At 72.1% G+C, this 17,383-nt stretch carries 16 protein-coding genes; 12 read left to right on the forward strand and 4 right to left on the reverse strand.

Features of this window, described 5'->3' with window-relative positions:
* Positions 1–110: 110 nt before the first annotated feature.
* Positions 111–878, reverse strand: coding sequence for a type I methionyl aminopeptidase (gene map, locus ABZV34_RS31720; protein WP_356284264.1), 768 nt, complete (start codon positions 876–878; stop codon positions 111–113).
* Between the two features lie 32 nt (positions 879–910).
* Between map and ABZV34_RS31725 the strand changes: the two genes are divergently transcribed.
* From ABZV34_RS31725 to ABZV34_RS31765, 9 genes are all read left to right on the forward strand, one after another.
* Positions 911–1,183: a helix-turn-helix transcriptional regulator gene (locus ABZV34_RS31725; protein ID WP_356284267.1), complete on the forward strand. Its 273-nt coding sequence runs from the start codon at positions 911–913 to the stop codon at positions 1,181–1,183.
* A 56-nt stretch (positions 1,184–1,239) separates the two neighbouring features.
* Positions 1,240–3,342 carry a hypothetical protein gene (locus ABZV34_RS31730; protein WP_356284270.1) on the forward strand — a complete coding sequence of 701 codons (2,103 nt, stop codon included), beginning with the start codon at positions 1,240–1,242 and terminating at the stop codon, positions 3,340–3,342.
* A gap of 180 nt (positions 3,343–3,522) precedes the next feature.
* A complete protein-coding gene (locus tag ABZV34_RS31735; protein WP_356284273.1) occupies positions 3,523–4,365 on the forward strand; it encodes a nitrilase-related carbon-nitrogen hydrolase in 843 nt (280 codons plus the stop codon).
* Positions 4,362–5,645, forward strand: coding sequence for an aspartate aminotransferase family protein (locus tag ABZV34_RS31740; protein ID WP_356284275.1), 1,284 nt, complete (start codon positions 4,362–4,364; stop codon positions 5,643–5,645). Before ABZV34_RS31735 ends, ABZV34_RS31740 begins: the two co-directional genes overlap by 4 nt.
* Before the next feature lie 26 nt (positions 5,646–5,671).
* Entirely contained in the window at positions 5,672–7,231 is a 1,560-nt protein-coding gene (locus ABZV34_RS31745; RefSeq protein WP_356284277.1) for a PucR family transcriptional regulator, read from the forward strand.
* Positions 7,232–7,376: 145 nt separating this feature from the next.
* Positions 7,377–8,219: a nitrilase-related carbon-nitrogen hydrolase gene (locus ABZV34_RS31750; protein ID WP_356284279.1), complete on the forward strand. Its 843-nt coding sequence runs from the start codon at positions 7,377–7,379 to the stop codon at positions 8,217–8,219.
* Positions 8,220–8,367: 148 nt separating this feature from the next.
* On the forward strand, positions 8,368–9,768 hold the full coding sequence (gene hydA, locus ABZV34_RS31755) for a dihydropyrimidinase (protein ID WP_356284281.1): 1,401 nt from the start codon (positions 8,368–8,370) through the stop codon (positions 9,766–9,768).
* Positions 9,769–9,786: 18 nt separating this feature from the next.
* Positions 9,787–10,809, forward strand: coding sequence for a TIGR03842 family LLM class F420-dependent oxidoreductase (locus ABZV34_RS31760; protein ID WP_356284283.1), 1,023 nt, complete (start codon positions 9,787–9,789; stop codon positions 10,807–10,809).
* 172 nt (positions 10,810–10,981) lie between these two features.
* Complete coding sequence (locus tag ABZV34_RS31765; protein ID WP_356284286.1) at positions 10,982–12,508, forward strand: NCS1 family nucleobase:cation symporter-1; 1,527 nt, start codon at positions 10,982–10,984, stop codon at positions 12,506–12,508.
* Between the two features lie 25 nt (positions 12,509–12,533).
* On the opposite strand, the gene ABZV34_RS31770 is transcribed toward ABZV34_RS31765, so the two are convergent.
* The 3 genes from ABZV34_RS31770 to ABZV34_RS31780 form a co-directional block, all read right to left on the reverse strand.
* Positions 12,534–13,205 carry a hypothetical protein gene (locus ABZV34_RS31770; protein ID WP_356284288.1) on the reverse strand — a complete coding sequence of 224 codons (672 nt, stop codon included), beginning with the start codon at positions 13,203–13,205 and terminating at the stop codon, positions 12,534–12,536.
* Between the two features lie 121 nt (positions 13,206–13,326).
* Positions 13,327–13,728 carry a hypothetical protein gene (locus ABZV34_RS31775; RefSeq protein ID WP_356284291.1) on the reverse strand — a complete coding sequence of 134 codons (402 nt, stop codon included), beginning with the start codon at positions 13,726–13,728 and terminating at the stop codon, positions 13,327–13,329.
* Positions 13,729–13,759: 31 nt separating this feature from the next.
* Positions 13,760–14,785, reverse strand: coding sequence for a carboxymuconolactone decarboxylase family protein (locus tag ABZV34_RS31780; RefSeq protein ID WP_356284294.1), 1,026 nt, complete (start codon positions 14,783–14,785; stop codon positions 13,760–13,762).
* A gap of 211 nt (positions 14,786–14,996) precedes the next feature.
* Between ABZV34_RS31780 and ABZV34_RS31785 the strand changes: the two genes are divergently transcribed.
* Genes ABZV34_RS31785 through ABZV34_RS31795 form a run of 3 tightly spaced genes read left to right on the forward strand, consistent with a single transcriptional unit; the run spans position 14,997 to position 17,376 of the window.
* The gene (locus ABZV34_RS31785) at positions 14,997–16,109 is read left to right on the forward strand and encodes a sensor histidine kinase (RefSeq protein WP_356284297.1); all 1,113 of its coding nucleotides are present in this window, start codon (positions 14,997–14,999) and stop codon (positions 16,107–16,109) included.
* Complete coding sequence (locus tag ABZV34_RS31790; RefSeq protein ID WP_356284299.1) at positions 16,106–16,798, forward strand: response regulator transcription factor; 693 nt, start codon at positions 16,106–16,108, stop codon at positions 16,796–16,798. Before ABZV34_RS31785 ends, ABZV34_RS31790 begins: the two co-directional genes overlap by 4 nt.
* A complete protein-coding gene (locus ABZV34_RS31795) occupies positions 16,795–17,376 on the forward strand; it encodes a DUF4232 domain-containing protein (protein ID WP_356284302.1) in 582 nt (193 codons plus the stop codon). Before ABZV34_RS31790 ends, ABZV34_RS31795 begins: the two co-directional genes overlap by 4 nt.
* The last annotated feature ends 7 nt before the right edge of the window (positions 17,377–17,383 follow it).

Consider the following 17,383-nt stretch of genomic DNA (forward strand, 5'->3'; position numbering starts at 1 on the left):
CTGCCCCCCCCCCCCCCCGCGGGGCGGGGCGCCGGGGGGGGCCCCCCCCCCCGGGGGGGGGCGGCGCCCCCCCCCCCCCCCCCCCACGACACGCTCGCGCGGGCCGGGGATCAGCGCGCCGTCAGGATGCGGGGCCCCGCATCCGTGATGGCGACCGTGTGCTCGGCGTGGGCCGCGCGGGAGCCGTCGTCCGTTCGCAGGGTCCAGCCGTCGGGCGCCGCGTGGTAGCCGTCGGTGCCGCCGCCGATGAGCATGGGCTCGATGGCGATGACCATGCCGTGGCGCAGCGGCAGGCCGCGGCCGGGACGCCCTTCGTTGGGGACGGCCGGGTCCTCGTGCATCCGGCGGCCCACACCGTGGCCGCCGAAGCCGTCCGGGATGCCGTACCCCGCCGAGCGGCAGACCGTGCCGATGGCGTGCGCGATGTCCCCGATGCGGTTGCCCACGACGGCCGCCGCGATGCCCGCCGCGAGGGCGCGGTCGGCGGTCTCGACCAGGCGGACGTCGGCGGCGCGCGGGCGGCCGACGATGAAGCTGGTCGCCGAGTCGCCGACCCAGCCGCCCAGCTCGGCGCCGAAGTCCATGGAGACCAGGTCGCCGTCGCGCAGCCGGTAGGCGGTGGGGATGCCGTGCACGATCGCGTTGTTCACGGAGGCGCAGAGGACCGCGGGGAACGGGGTGGGCGCGAAGGAGGGGCGGTAGCCGAGGAACGGGGAGCGGGCGCCCGCGTCACGCAGGACCTGGTGGGCGATCTCGTCCAGCTCCAGCAGGGAGACGCCCACGGCGGCCGCTTCCCGTACCGCTGTGAGCGCCCTGCCCACGACCTGTCCGGCCTCGTACATCGCGTCGATAGATGTGTCCGTCTTGAGTTCCACCATGCCAATTACTATACCGGTATTAGAATGGGGTCATGGTACGTACCCCCCTGACCCCCGAAGAGCGCGAACGCGGCGAGCGTCTCGGGCAGTTGCTGCGTGAAGCCCGCGGCGGCCGGAGCATGGCGGAGGTCGCGGCGACCGCCGGGATCTCGGCCGAGACCCTGCGCAAGATCGAGACCGGGCGGGCGCCGACCCCCGCCTTCTTCACCGTGGCCGCGCTGGCGAGGGTGCTCGGGCTGTCCATGGACGACCTCGATCACCGGACTCCGCTCCCGGCCCGAAAACTCCCCGTAGTCGTTCCGTAACACGGAGGGTGTTCTCTACCGGACCGGAGTACTTCGGTCGGGCGGGGAGTTGTGTGATGGCTGTGGATCAACTCCCCGGCGAGGTGCGGGAGTTCGCGAGCTACCTGGACGGGCTGATGCGGCGGCTCGACCAGGACGGCGGCTGGTGCGGGGTGTTCTGGCAGCGTGACCCCGACGGGATGCGGGCCTGCCTGGACGGCTGGGAGGTGCCGCCCTGGGACGTGGTCGAGGCGCTCCTGCGGGACCTCGGCGTGGAGTACGGCGACGGGGCCGCCGAGCGGGAGGCCGGGCGGGCCCGCGCGCTGCACGGCGCCTCGCTCGCCGCGTTCGACGCCCGTCCCGGCGGGCGCGACGCGCTCGGTGACCGTCTCGACGTGATGCTCCGCGAACAGCGCTACGCGGCGGATCGCCGGACCGGGCTGGACCGGCTGCTGGGGCAGGCCGCCACCCCGCGGGAGGCCGACGTGGTACGGCTCGACCTGGCCTGGGCCCAGGACGACCATGAGCGGGCCACGGCCCGCTGCGCCGAACTCCGGCACCGGATGGAGAACCTCGACCGACGCGCCCCGCGGACCCGGGCATCGGGCGGGCTCGGTCTTTCGGGGGCCGCCGGGGGCGTACGCCGGCCGACGGCCGGCGATGCGCGCGGGAACCGTACCGGCGAGGCGTGGGCCGAGGACACGTGGATCGACGACACGGGCTCCCAGGACGTGGGGGCCGCGGCTACCGAGACGGCGGCCCGCCATCGTGCGGCCGCCCCCGAGCGGACGAGGCGCCGCTCGCCGCTCACGGACCCCACGAACCCCACGGACCCCACGGCGCCCCCTCGGTCCGAGACCGCCGACCCGAGCCCGTACGACCCGTCGGCCACCTCTCCCGGGCCGGGCCCCGAAACCTTCTCCCGCACCGGTCCCGACACGTCCGCAGCCCCGTCCGCCCCGAGTCGCTCCGCCGCCCAGGGGGACACCGGGGGCGGGGGCGGTGATCCTGTGCCCGGTCGTCCGGGAGCGGACGGGGACGCGTTCGCGCCCGCCGGACCGGCTGCGGCCGGGGGTGTCCCCGGTGTCCCCGGCCCCGCTGGTTCCGGCGTCCGAGGTGATGCTTCCGCTCCGTTCCGTCATGGTTTTGGGTCTTTCGTTCCCGCCGAACCGGGCACGGGTGGCGGCGTCTTCGGCACCGGTGGTCCCGGCGTCCGGACCGACGCTCGCGACGCCGGCCGCCCCGGGTCCGGCGAGGCCTCCACGGGCCGTGACGGTCTCGGGTCCGCCACTCCCGCCTCCGGCCCCGGGCGCGAGGCGTACGACCCCGAGGCCCGACCGGAGGACGACTCGGGCGCCGTACGGCCCCACGAGGAGCCCCGGCCGCCGACCGTGCGGTCATCGACCCCCGAGGCCGCCCCGGCCCCCAGGCGGCGCTCCAGGCGCCGTCCCCGGGGCAGCGCGCGGTTCGCCGGGATGACCGGGACGACGGAGGCCGGCGCGGCTCCCATGTCCGTCCCCGGGACGCCGGCGCCGCTGCCCGCCACCCTGGCCGCGCCGAACCGCCGTACGCCCCGCGGCGCCCGGTTCGCCGGGGCCACCGAGGAGCGGGCGGAGCAACGGACGGAGCCACGGACGCAGCCCCTGGACGAGGACGCCCGGCGGGCCACCGCCGAGACCGTCCGGACCCTGGTCCGACTGCGCGCCGAGGGCCGCAGCGGCGAAGCGCACGCCGTGCTCGTCGAGGCCGCGTACTGGCCCGCCGCCCGCTTCCCCCTGCTCGCCGCGGAGTTGCACGCCGCGGGCCTCGACGCGGACTGGGCCACCCTGCTGTGGGAGGCCGCCTCGCTCCCCGCGGACCGGCTGGTCGCCGCGTCCGACGCGCTCGCCGCGGCCGGCCGCGCCACCGACGGACAGCAGATGCTGCGCCAGGGCGTCGCCCGCCCCGCACCGGAGATCGGGGCCGCCGTGCTCGGCCTCGCCGACGAGGGCCGCCGGCGCGAGATCCGGGCGCTGCTCGACGCCTACGTACGGGTCCGTCCCCCCGAGGAGGCCGCCCGCAGCGCGGAGAACGACCCGGCGCGGCTCGTGCCGCTCCTGCTGGACGCCGCCCGGGAGATCTCCGGACAACGCCACTGGGACCTGGTGCACGCCCTCCGGGTGGCCGGCTTCACCACCTGAGTCACCCGGGCGGCCCACGCCCCGGTCAGCCTCTCACCCACAGGGGTGTGAAACGTGATCGACTCAGCGGGTTAACCCCGATGGTCTTGGCAAGGCTGTCCAGGGGGCTTACTTTCGAGCCTCTACCGCCTTTGTCTACGGGCGTAGAGGCTCTCTGACGTCCCGTCGAAGGAGCAGCTCATGGCCAACGTCGTACGCGCCGCTCTGGTCCAGGCCACCTGGACCGGCGACACCGCATCCATGGTCGCCAAGCACGAGGAGCACGCCCGCGAGGCGGCCCGGCAGGGCGCGAAGGTGATCGGCTTCCAGGAAGTCTTCAACGCCCCCTACTTCTGCCAGGTCCAGGAGCCCGAGCACTACCGCTGGGCCGAACCCGTGCCCGACGGCCCCACCGTGACCCGTATGCGGGAACTCGCCCGCGAGACCGGCATGGTCATCGTCGTGCCCGTCTTCGAGGTCGAGCAGTCCGGCTTCTACTTCAACACCGCGGCCGTCATCGACGCCGACGGCACCTTCCTCGGCAAGTACCGCAAGCACCACATCCCCCAGGTCAAGGGCTTCTGGGAGAAGTACTACTTCAAACCGGGCAACCTCGGCTGGCCCGTCTTCGACACCGCGGTCGGCCGGATCGGCGTCTACATCTGCTACGACCGCCACTTCCCCGAGGGCTGGCGGCAACTCGGCCTGAACGGCGCGCAGCTCGTCTTCAACCCCTCCGCCACCTCCCGCGGCCTGTCCGCCTACCTCTGGCAGCTGGAACAGCCCGCAGCGGCCGTCGCCAACGAGTACTTCATCGCCGCGATCAACCGGGTCGGACAGGAGGAGTACGGGGACAACGACTTCTACGGGACCTCGTACTTCGTGGACCCGCGCGGACAGTTCGTGGGAGAGACCGCCGGCGACAAGACCGAGGAACTCGTCGTCCGCGACCTCGACTTCGACCTGATCGACGAGGTGCGTCAGCAGTGGGCGTTCTACCGCGACCGCCGGCCCGACGCGTACGAGGGACTGGTGCGGCCGTGAGCGACCTGTACGCACGGCACAAGGCGGTACTGCCCGACTGGCTGGCCCTCTACTACCGGGACCCGCTGGAGATCACCCACGGCGAGGGCCGCCACGTCTGGGACGCCGACGGCAACAAGTACCTGGACTTCTTCGGCGGCATCCTGACGACGATGACCGCGCACGCGCTGCCCGAGGTGACCAAGGCCGTCAGCGAGCAGGCCGGGCGGATCATCCACTCCTCCACGCTCTACCTCAACCGCCCGATGGTCGAACTCGCCGAACGCATCGCCCAGTTGTCCGGCATCCCGGACGCCCGTGTCTTCTTCACCACCTCCGGCACCGAGGCCAACGACACGGCCCTGCTGCTCGCCACCGCCCACCGGCGCAGCAACCAGATCCTGGCGATGCGCAACAGCTACCACGGCCGGTCCTTCAGCGCCGTCGGCATCACCGGCAACAAGGGCTGGTCGCCGACCTCGCTCTCGCCGCTGCAGACGCTGTACGTCCACGGCGGAGTCCGCACCCGCGGTCCCTACGCCGGCCTGTCCGACACCGAGTTCATCGCCGCCTGCGTCGCGGACCTCAGGGACCTGCTCGGACACGTCCGCCCGCCCGCGGCCCTGATCGCCGAACCCGTGCAGGGCGTCGGCGGCTTCACGATCCCGCCCGACGGTTTGTACGCGGCCTTCCGCGAGGTCCTCGACGAGCACGGCATCCTCTGGATCGCCGACGAGGTGCAGACCGGCTGGGGCCGCACCGGCGAGCACTTCTGGGGCTGGCAGGCACACGACGCCGCGGGCCCGCCGGACATGCTGACCTTCGCCAAGGGCATCGGCAACGGCATGTCCATCGGCGGTGTCGTCGCCCGTGCCGAGATCATGAACTGCCTGGACTCCAACTCCATCTCGACCTTCGGCGGCTCGCCGGTCACGATGGCGGCGGGGCTGGCGAACCTCACGTACCTCCTCGACCACGACCTCCAGGGCAACGCCCGGCGCGTCGGCGGGCTGCTCCTCGAGCGGCTGCGGGCGATCGCCGCACAGGTCGACGGCGTACGGGAGGTCCGCGGCCGCGGGCTGATGATCGGCGTCGAACTGGTGAAGCCCGGCACCGACGAGGCGCATCCCGAAGGCGCCGCCGCCGTGCTCGAGGCGGCCCGCGAGGAAGGCCTGCTGATCGGCAAGGGCGGCGGCCACGACACCAGCGTGCTGCGTATCGCGCCGCCGCTGTCCCTCACCGTCGCGGAGGCGGAGGAGGGCGCGGCGATCCTCGATCGCGCGCTGAGGTGCACCCGGTAAGAGAACCTGAGCAAGGGAACGTCGCCATGACCACCGCCTTGGACACCGCCCTGTCGGTACGCCAGGTCCTCACCCTGGAACGGGTGCTCGCCGGAGAGCCCGAGGTGGTGGCGGGCGCGGGCCACCTCGACCGGCCCGTGCGCTGGGTGCACGTCGCGGAGGCCGCCGACGTGGGGGTGATGCTCAGCGGCGGCGAGATGGTGCTCACCACCGGCGTGCTGCTGGCGGGCGACCCGGACGCGCAGGCCGAGTACATCCGTTCGCTGCACCGCGCGGAGGCCGCGGCCGTCGTCCTCGGACTCGGCCGGGCCTTCCCCGCACCGCCCGACGTGATGCGCCGGGCCGCGGAGCGGTGCGGGCTGCCCATGGTCGTACTGCACCGCCCCTTCCCCTTCGCCGAGTTGACGGAAGAGGTGCAGTCCCGGCTGGTCAGCAGCAAGTTCGCGGCCGTGAGTCTCTCCGAGTCCGTACGCACCGCGCTCACCGGCCTCATCACCTCGGGCGCCCCCATGCAGCGGATCCTCGACGAGATCGCGGGCCACGCGGCCTGCCCCGTCGTCGTCACCAACCTCGCCCACCGGGTCCTCGCCACCGCGGGGGAGCGGTCCGCGGTGGACGACGTGCTGCGGGACTGGGAGCGCATCGCCCGGCAGGCGGGCGGCAGTGAGGGCGACGGGTGGATCCGGGCCGAGCTGGGCGGCCGGGGCGAGCGCTGGGGCCGCATCGTGCTGTGCGGTCACCGGGGCGACGCGGTGACCGGGCGGCTCCTCGCCGACCGGGCCGCCGAGGCCCTGGTCCTGCACCGGATGCTCGCCGGTTCCACGCACACCTGGGAGGAGGAGTCCGCGCAGAGCCTGCTCACCGATCTCGTCAGCGGGGTCGTACCGGCGCGGCAGTTGCTCCCGCGGGCGCGCGCGGCCGGGCTGCCGGTGAACCGGCGGTCGTTCGTGCCGCTGGCCGTCCGGGACGGTGACCCGGCCCAACTGGACCGTGTGCTCCGGCTGCTGGGCCTGTCCGGACTCGTCGCCGAGCTCGCGGACGGGGCCACCGCCGTGCTGCTGAGCCTCGCCCGGGACCAGGACGCCGAGGCGCTGGCCGCGCACTTCGCCGTCCGGCTGCGCCACGAGACCGGCGCCCCCGCGACCGTGGCGGCCGCCTCCGCGCGGCACGCCTGGGACGACGTCCCCGGCGGACTGCGGGAGGCCCTGCACGTCGCCGAGGCCGCCGCCGACACTCCCGCCGGCCAGGAGGGCCAACCGGTGCTCGTGCGGCTGCGTGACGTCCATCTGCGCGGTCTGGTGCGGCTGTTGAGGGACGACCCGCACGTTCAGTCCTTCGCCGAACGGGAGCTGGACGGGCTGCTGTGCGGGGCCGACGCGGAGCCGGAGCTGCTGCCCGTGCTGCGGACGTATCTCGCGACGGGCCGCAACAAGTCGCGCACCGCGCGGCTCCACCACGTCAGCAGACCCGCGCTCTACCGCCGGCTGGAGGCGATAGAGGCGCGCCTCGCCGTCGACCTCGACGACTTCGAACAGGCGGCCTCCGTGCACATCGCGCTGCTCGCGCACGACGCTCAACAACGGTGAAACACCGGACGACTCAGGTGAAACACACGACGACGCGGGGGTGACAGCGTGGAACGGCAACGCACCTCAGACGTGACACGGTGCATCTCAAAGCCGCCTGCCGGGCTTTCTAGGCTCCTCGCACACCGAGCGACCGGAGGTCCCGATGAGCAGAGTGATCCGCGCCGCCGTCTTCCAGACCGCCTGGACCGGCGACAAGGAGTCGATGATCCAGGTCCACGAGCAGGCGGCCCGCGACGCCGCCGCGCAGGGCGCACAGGTCCTGTGTTTCCAGGAGCTCTTCTACGGGCCCTACTTCTGCCAGGTCCAGGACAAGGCGTTCTACGAGTACGCCGAGCAGATCCCCGAGGGCCCGATCGTCCGGCGCTTCCAGGCACTCGCCGAGGAACTGGGCATCGTCCTCGTCCTGCCGATGTACGAGGAGGAGCAGCCCGGGGTCCTGTACAACACCGCGGCGGTGATCGACACCGACGGGTCGTACCTGGGCAAGTACCGCAAGACCCACATCCCGCAGGTCGCGGGGTTCTGGGAGAAGTTCTACTTCCGGCCGGGCAATTCCGGCTGGCCGGTCTTCGACACCGCCGTCGGCAGGATCGGTGTCTACATCTGCTACGACCGGCACTTCCCGGAGGGCTGGCGCGCGCTGGGCCTCGCGGGTGCCGAGATCGTCTTCAACCCCTCGGCCACCTCGCGCGGTCTCTCCGGCTACCTGTGGCAGCTGGAACAGCCGGCCGCGGCCGTCGCCAACGAGTACTTCGTGGGCGCGATCAACCGGGTGGGGGTCGAGGAGTACGGCGACAACGACTTCTACGGGACGAGCTACTTCGTCGACCCGGAGGCGCAGTTCGTCGGCGAGGTGGCGAGCGACAAGGAGAACGAACTCGTCGTCCGCGACCTGGACATGGCCAGGCTCCACGAGGTGCGCGACCGGTGGCAGTTCTACCGGGACCGCGCCCCGGGCGCGTACGGGCCGCTGACGGCTCCCTGACGGGCGGTCCCTGGTGGGCCCGGCCGGCGGGGGCCGGGCCCACGGGCCCTCTTTCCCATCAGGCCTCACCCGAGGAAACAGAGTTGACCCCAGCTGCCGACAGCTTCGGAATTCCCCCAGTGCACGCACGACCGGAAGGAGAGGGAGCATGAGCCGTACCGTCATCCGTGGTGGCCTCGTCATCACCGCGTCCGACGAGATGCACGCCGACGTCCTGATCGAGGACGGCCGGGTCGTCGCGCTCGCCGCGACGGGCACCCCGACGGCCGAGTCGTGGACGGCCGAGCGGACCATCGACGCCGCCGGGAAGTACGTCATCCCGGGCGGCGTCGACGCCCACACCCACATGGAGCTGCCGTTCGGCGGCACCTTCGCCTCCGACACCTTCGAGACGGGCACCAGGGCGGCGGCCTGGGGCGGCACCACCACCATCGTCGACTTCGCGGTGCAGAGCGTCGGCCACTCGCTGCGGGAGGGCCTCGACGCCTGGAACGGCAAGGCCGACGGCCAGTGCGCCATCGACTACGCCTTCCACATGATCGTCTCGGACGTCAACCAGGACACGCTGAAGGAGATGGACCTGCTGGTCCAGGAGGGCGTCACCTCCTTCAAGCAGTTCATGGCGTACCCCGGCGTCTTCTACAGCGACGACGGTCAGATCCTGCGCGCCATGCAGCGCTCCGCCGAGAACGGCGGCCTGATCATGATGCACGCCGAGAACGGCATCGCGATCGACGTGCTCGTCGAGCAGGCGCTGGCCCGGGGCGAGAGGGACCCGCGCTTCCACGGCGAGGTCCGCAAGGCGCTCCTGGAGGCCGAGGCCACCCACCGCGCCATCAAGCTCGCGCAGGTCGCCGGGGCGCCGCTCTACGTCGTGCACGTCTCGGCGCAGGAGGCGGTCGCGGAGCTGGCGCGGGCGCGCGACGAGGGACTCAACGTGTTCGGCGAGACCTGCCCGCAGTACCTGTTCCTGTCGACGGACAACCTGGCCGAGCCGGATTTCGAGGGCTCGAAGTACGTGTGCAGCACCCCGCTGCGGCCCAGGGAGCACCAGGCCGCGCTCTGGCGGGGCCTGCGCACCAACGACCTCCAGGTGGTGTCGACGGACCACTGCCCCTTCTGCTTCGTGGGCCAGAAGGAGCTCGGCCGCGGTGACTTCTCGAAGATCCCCAACGGCCTGCCGGGCGTCGAGAACCGCATGGACCTGCTGCACCAGGCCGTCGTCGACGGACACCTCTCCCGCCGCCGCTGGATCGAGATCGCCTGCGCGACGCCGGCCCGGATGTTCGGCCTGTACCCGAAGAAGGGCACCATCGCGCCGGGCGCCGACGCCGACATCGTCATCTACGACCCGCACGCCGAGCAGGTGATGTCCGTCGAGACGCACCACATGAACGTCGACTACTCGGCGTACGAGGGCAAGCGTGTCACCGGCCGAGTCGAGACCGTGCTCTCGCGCGGCGAACCGGTCATCACCGAGCGGGAGTTCACCGGACGTGCCGGGCACGGCGTCTACACCCCCCGATCCACCTGTCAGTACCTTCTCTGAGTGTCTAGGAGTGGCGCCATGGACTTCGGACTCGTCCTGCAGACCGACCCCCCGGCCTCCCGCGTCATCGAGCTGATGAAGCGGGCCGAGGGCAACGGCTTCACGTACGGCTGGACCTTCGACTCCGCCGTGCTGTGGCAGGAACCCTTCGTGATCTACAGTCAGATTCTCGCCCATACCGAGAAGTTGACAGTCGGGCCGATGGTCACCAACCCGGGCACCCGTACCTGGGAGGTCACCGCCTCCACCTTCGCGACACTCAACGACATGTACGGCAACCGCACGGTGTGCGGCATCGGACGGGGCGACTCGGCGATGCGCGTCGCCGGACGCAAGCCGAACACGCTCGCCCGGATCAGCGGTGCGATGAAGGTCATCCGGGCGCTCGGCCGCGGCGAGGAGGCCGACCTCGGCGGCACGGTCGTCAAGTTCCCGTGGGTGCGGCCGGGCGCCGAACTCCCGGTGTGGATGGCCGCGTACGGCCCCAAGGCGCTGAAGATGACCGGTGAGGAGGCCGACGGTTTCATCCTCCAGCTCGCCGACCTCTATCTGACCGAGTACATGGTCAAGGCGGTGAAGACCGCGGCGGCCGAGGCGGGCCGGGACCCGTCCGAGGTCACGATCTGTGTGGCCGCGCCCGCCTACGTCACCGAGGACGACTCGCCGGAGGCGATCGCCCACGCCCGTGAACAGTGCCGCTGGTTCGGCGGCATGGTCGGCAACCACGTCGCCGACCTCGTCTCCAAGTACGGCGAGCACTCCGCCGCCGTGCCCGAGGAACTCACCGACTACATCAAGGCCCGCGAGGGGTACGACTACTCCCACCACGGGCGCAGCGGCAACCCCGACACCACGTTCGTCCCCGACGAGATCGTCGACCGGTTCTGCCTGATCGGCACCGCCGAGCAGCACGTCGAGAAGCTGAACGCGCTGCGTGAACTGGGCGTCGACCAGTTCGCCCTGTACGACATGCACGACGCGCAGGAGGTCACCATCGACGCCTACGGATCGAAGGTCATCCCCGCGGTCAACGACCGGTGAACATCTGAACGACCGTTGGAACAGCGGCCGTTGAGCCACACGTCGCTCGCCCGCCTCTTCCGGAACTCCCCTTCCCGCCGTCGCGGGAAGGGGCCAGGGCGCTCTGCCCGCGCACCCCCCATGACGTCACCCGCACGGCCTTTCTGTCACTCCTCACTTGATTGGCCTGCCCATGCCCGAGACCGTTCCCACCGACAGCCCGCCCACCTCCCAGGTCACACTCTCCGACGGCCGGGTGGAGATCGCCCCCGACGCTCCGGCGCCCAGCGGTCCCTACGCCAACGAGGACCTGCTGCCGGTCCCGGTCGCCAAGCGGACCTGGACCACGTACAACTTCTCGGCGCTCTGGGTCGGCATGGCCCACAACACCGCCTCCTGGACCCTGGCCTCCGGTCTGATCGCCGTGGGCATGGACTGGAAACAGGCCGTGTTCACCATCGCGCTGGCCAACCTGATCGTGCTGGTCCCGATGCTGCTCACCGGGCACGCGGGCCCCAAGTACGGCATCCCCTTCCCGGTCTTCGCGCGGGCCTCCTTCGGGGTCCGCGGCGCCAACCTCCCCGCTGTCGTACGGGCGTTGGTGGCCTGCGGATGGTTCGGGATCCAGACGTGGATCGGCGGCGAGGCGATCTACTTCCTCGCCGGGAAGCTCTTCGGGGACAGCTGGGCGAACGCCTCGCACATCGGCGGCTACGCCTGGACGATGTGGCTGTCCTTCGTGATCTTCTGGGTGCTGCAGGTCGCGATCATCTACCGGGGGATGGAGACGATCCGCCGTTTCGAGAACTGGGCGGCGCCCTTCGTGCTCGTCGGCGCCGGCGTCATGCTGTGGTGGATGAGCAGCAAGGCGGGCGGCTTCGGCCCGTTGCTCGACCAGCCCTCCAAGCTCGGCTGGGGCGGCGGCTTCTGGAAGCTGTTCTGGCCCTCGCTCATGGGCATGATCGGCTTCTGGTCCACCCTGTCGCTGAACATCCCCGACTTCACCCGGTACGGCAAGAGCCAGAAGGCGCAGACCTGGGGCCAGGCGCTCGGCCTGCCCACCACGATGACGCTCTTCGCCTTCCTTTCCGTCATGGTCACCTCGGGATCGCAGGCCGTGTACGGCGAGGCGATCTGGGACCCGGTCAAGCTGGCCGCCAAGACGGACAACGTCGCCGGCATCGTCTACGCGCTGGTCACCGTGCTGGTCGCGACCCTGTCCGTGAACATCGCGGCCAACCTGGTCTCCCCGGCCTTCGACTTCTCCAACATCGCGCCCAGGAGGATCAGTTTCCGGGCCGGCGCCATGACCACCTGCGTCCTCGGGGTGCTGATCTTCCCCTGGAAGCTGTACTCCGACCCGCAGGGCTACATCTTCACCTGGCTCGGTCTGGTCGGCGGTCTGCTCGGCACGGTCGCCGGCATCCTCATCGCCGACTACTGGATCCTGCGCCGCACCAGGCTCGACCTCGCCGACCTGTACCGCGCCGGCGGACGTTACTGGTACGACGGCGGCTGGAACTGGCGGGCCGTCGTCGCCTTCGTCACCGGCGGTGTCCTTGCCGTCGGCGGCGCCGACTTCCACCCGCTGGTCGACGGGCGGCCCATCCCGGCGCTGTCGTCACTCGCCGACTACGGCTGGGCGGTGGGCCTGGGCACGTCGCTGCTGCTCTACACGGGCCTGATGCTGCTGAGGGGCCGGCCCGGGAACGACGCCTGACGCACGACCGCGCGAGGGAGGACGGTCAGCTCTTCCGGCCGTTCTCCAGCGTGGCCACCACTTCCTTGGCGGCCTTGATGGCGCCCTTGTTGATCTCGTCGGTGCCGGGCGCCTTCTTCGTCTCGAAGTCGCTTCCGTTGTAGGTGATGGCCACCAGCGCGTTGGACACGCGGGCGATCACCACACCCTCGCGGGTCTGCTGCTTGTCCTCGGTGGTGAGGTTCACGACGGAGTAGCCCCCGTCGCCGAGGCCGGGCACCGCGCCCCCGCCGCTCTTCTTCGTCACGCGCTCCTGATAGGACTTCTGGGCCGCCGCGTCCGAGCTCATGATCTCGTAGGACACGTCGAGCCATCGGTAGTCGAAGCCCTTGAGCGCGTTCCAGGAGCAGGTGCGACGCACGGACTTGTCGGTCGAGGCGATCTCCTGGCCGGCCGTCTTGGTGCCCGGGACCAGGGACGTGATCGTCTTCGTCGTGACGCTGGTGCACGGCGCGGGCGCGGCCGTGTACGTCTTCACGGCCGCCGTCGTCGAGGGCTGGGTGGGGCTCTGCGAGTCCTGGGCCGAACGGTGCTCGGCACCGGCCGGAGTCGAGGGCGCCGGAGACGAACCGGACGACATGGCCCAGCCCGTGCAGGCGAGCACGGCGACCGGCAGCAGGCGCGCGGTGAGGGCGAGCGGCAGAGGAAGTGAACGCACGACGCACTTCTCGTGGGGGACGGTGCGGAGGAGTCCGCACTGCGGACGGGACGACAGTGTCACATGACTCTCTGTGGGGCGGAAGGGCGAACTCGCTCCGTGCCTGTGCGGTGACTGTGGTTCACGGCCTGACGCCGGGGCTCCACTCCGCCGTCACCAGCCACACCGCCGCCCGCAGTCGCACGCCATGATTAGTCTCATAAGGGTGCAAAGTGGCCTCCAAGACCTTGCGGGTGACGGTGTCGACCATCCGTCCGGGCGTACGCGAGAGGATGAAGCCGACGGCGTCGGCCGCGTCCCGCCCCCACACCGTCTCCGTGGCGACCGACGTCACACGCACCTCCTCACAGCCCTCCAGCGCCTCACGGACCCGTGCCGGGTCGGACAGCGAGCCCATCGCGGTCTGCGCCGCCGCGGTGTGGGCGTCCGGTGCGTCGAGGAGCTTCGCGAAGAGACTCAGGGCGCGCGACTCCTCCAGATGCGGTGGTGGGTGGCCCAGTGACTGCCGAGAGGACCGTTCCACACCTGCGCCTGAACGGAGTTGGCGATCCGCGTCATGAGACCTCCTTCGCCGTGCGCACGGGCAGCGCGCTCTCGATCCGGTCGACGGCGGCGAACGCGCCGTACGCGACGAGACGCACCAGACAGGTGTCGCTGCGGCCGGGGGTGCGCCAGGCCGCCACGTCCTCCTCCGTGATCCGGTAGGGGGCGAGCGCCGCCAGCAGTGCCAGGCGGGCCCCCGGTCGGTCACGGCCCGGAAGCCCGGCCCACGCGAGCGGCGGATGCGCGCCGTCCCAGGCGCCGAGCGTCTCCCGTACGAGGATCCGGTCGTCGGCGTCGAGAAGCCCCTCGCCCTCGCCGGCGGCGGCACGCAGCGCGGCGTAGGCGGGGCCGACCGTGGTCGCGCGCGCCCAGTCGGGGCCGGGACCCGCCTGGTCGAGGAGAGCGAGACCGGCACCGTCGAGAAGGGTCAGACCGGCACCGGGGGCGGGGTGACGGCGCACCGTCCTGGACAGGGACCGCCCGCCCAGGCTCCGTACGGCCCGGAACCGCTGGACGTTGCCCGGCAGCAACCGCTCGGTCAGCAGCGCCGACACCACCCGGTTGATGAAGTGGAAGGCGAGGGCGGTGCCGATGTACGCGGGTGCGTGCGCGGCGGGGAAGGGGTACGGGATCAGCTCAGGCGCCCCGGGGATACGCGTCGCCCTGCCCCACGCCAGTACCCGCGCCTGGTCCTCGTCGGCGGGCTGCTCACCACGGGCCACCCTCTCCGCGAGCGCGTGGTCGCCGGTCGCGTGCAGCAGCATCCTGTGCGCGTCCACGCAGAACGGACACCGATTGGCCTCGGACACCCCGAGCGCCGCGAGTTCCTTCCCGGTCCTGCCGCCGTCGCCCGCGATCAGCGACTCACGCATCAGCGCCCACGCGGAGGCCATGATCCCGGGAGCGGAGGACAGCACGACGAAGGTGGGCGCCCGTGTGATGCCGAAGTCCCTGGCGAGCTGGGTGTGGACGGCACGCACGAGCCCGGCGGCGGACGCGGGCTCCGGTGGAGTGGTGTGGCGGTAGGGACTGGGCACGGGCTTCCTCCTGGCGGGTGATGCGGTGCGCCGACGGCCACCGACACGGCAACCCTCGTCCACAGGGGGGTGCGCGGGCGTCGTACGGCCGAAGGCACTCCTGGCTACCCCACCCGGCCCGGACGCGGCCCGCCCTACTCCGCCGGGAGTAGACCGTGCCCCCTCCGCAGGTCTGACGCGACCGGCCGAACAGCCGTCTATCGTGCGGGACATGACGCTGGACCAGGCCGCGCGCCGACAGCTCGCCGACACCGCTCTCGCGGTCGTCGTCGGCGCCCTCGTCATGACCGCGGCCGCCTTCGACGACGGCACCGCTCCCGTCGACCACGTCCTGCCGGCCCTCGCCTCCCTGGCCCTCGCGGCCTACCGCCGCGCACCCCGCGAGGTCCTCGCGGTCAGTACGGTCACCTCGACGGCGTACGTTCTGCACGCACACCCCGGGCCCCTCGCCGCCCTGCCCGTGCTGGCCGCCGTCCACACGGCCGCGCGCGCCGGCCACCGAGGCGTGGCCGCGCTCGCGAGTGCCGCGTTCCTGGCCGGTTTCATCGCGACGGGCCCCACCCGGCAGGAGATCGTCGAGCGAACCCTGCTGCTGGCGGGCTGGTTCCTGTGCGCCCTGGTGACGGGCCTCGCCGACCGCAACTGGCAGGCGTATCTGCGCCAGACCGAACAGCGCGCGCTGGAGGCCGAACGCACCCGGGAAGAGGCGGCCCTGCGCCGGGCCGGCGAGGAACGGCTGCGGATCGCCCGCGAGTTGCACGACTCGCTCACCCACAGCATCTCGATCGTCAAGCTCCAGGCCGCGGTCGCCGTCCACCTCGCCCGCAAACGCGGCGAGGAGGTGCCGCCCGCGCTCCTCGCCATCCAGGCGGCGGGCGGCGAGGCGATGCGCGAACTGCGCGCCACGCTCGAGGTGTTGCGCACCGACGAGCCGACCGGCACTCCCGCACTGCTCGTGGAGCGGGCCCGCGCCGCGGGCCTCGCCGTCGAGCTGTCGGTCAGCGGCGACGAACGGCCGCTGACGGCGACGGTGGACCGCGCCGCCTACCGCATCGTCCAGGAGGCGCTGACCAACGCCGCACGCCACGCGGGCCCGGCCGAGGTGACCGTCCGGCTCGACTACTCGGCGGCCGAGCTGGCGATCTCCGTGGACGACGACGGCGGCGCCGACCCGTCCCGTCCGCCCACGCCCGGCATCGGCCTCACCGGGATGCGTGAACGCGTCACGGCTCTCGGCGGCACCCTGCGCGCCGCCCCGCGCGTCGGGGGCGGCTTCTCCGTCCACGCCCAACTTCCCCTGGGAGTACCGGAGGACGTGTCGTGATCAGGGTGGCGCTCGTCGACGACCAGGCACTGATGCGTGCCGGATTCCGCGCCCTGCTGGACGCCGAGGACGACATCGAGGTGGTGGGCGAGGCCGCCGACGGGCAGCAGGGGCTCGCGCTGGTGCGGGACCGGCGGCCGGACGTCGCCCTCGTCGACGTACAGATGCCGGTGATGTCGGGCATCGAGACGACGCGGCGGATCGCCGCGGACGCGCGGCTGTCCGCCGTGCGCGTCCTCATCCTCACCAACTACGGCCTGGACGAGTACGTCTTCGAGGCGCTGCGGGCCGGGGCGAGCGGCTTCCTGCTCAAGGACACCGAGCCCGCCGACCTTCTCCAGGCCATCGAGGTCGTCGCGCGCGGAGAGGCACTGCTGTCCCCGTCCGTGACCCGCACCCTGATCGGCGAGTTCGTGGCCCGGCCGCCGGACCGGACCACCGCGCCGGGTCTGGAGTGCCTCACCCGCCGCGAACGCGAGGTCACCGCGCTCGCCGCGCGCGGCCTCACCAACGAGGAGATCGCCGCACACATGGTCATCAGCCCGTTCACGGCCAAGACGCACATCAGCCGCGCCATGACCAAGCTGGGCGCCCGAGACAGGGCCCAACTGGTCGTGTTCGCCTATGAGTCGGGACTGGTGACGGCCAGAGGCGGCACTCAGTGGCGGCGTGCGAAGATCGGCGAATGACCGTGCCGTGCCCGGGACCTTCGAGTCCGAGACCCCTCCGCAGCGCCGTCCTCGCGGGTGCGCTGGCGCTCGCCGTGAGCGGTTGCGGCTTCTTCACGGAGCCGGACCACAGGCCCGCGCCCGGCCCCTCGCCCGCCCTCGCGGTCCCTCCCGCCGGCGACTGCCCGCCGTCCGGTGTCCGCGTCGACGCCGGCCGTGTCGACGGGGCCATGGGACTGCGGGCGATGAGCCTCACCCTCACCAACTGTTCCGAGCGGCCGTACCGGGTGAACGGCTATCCCTCCGTCCGCGTCCTCGACGAGAAGGGCGCCCCGCTCACCGGCGTGCGTACCGTCCAGGGCACCGACAAGGTCCCCATGGCCCCGGAGGACCCGGGGGCCGAGCCGTTCACCCTGAGCCCGGGTGAGAGCGCGTCGGCGGCCCTGTACTGGCGGATGGCGGCCGAGAACGGCACGTACCTCCGGGTCGTCCCGCAGAAGGGACGCGCCTCCGTGGACGTACGGCCACCGGAGACCCTCGACATCGGGCCCGAGAACACCCTCGGCACGACGGCGTGGGCGTCGGCGTCGGTGTCCTGACCGTACC

The sequence above is a fragment of the Streptomyces sp. NPDC005195 genome (assembly GCF_040608315.1).
GTDB lineage: Bacteria > Actinomycetota > Actinomycetes > Streptomycetales > Streptomycetaceae > Streptomyces > Streptomyces kaempferi.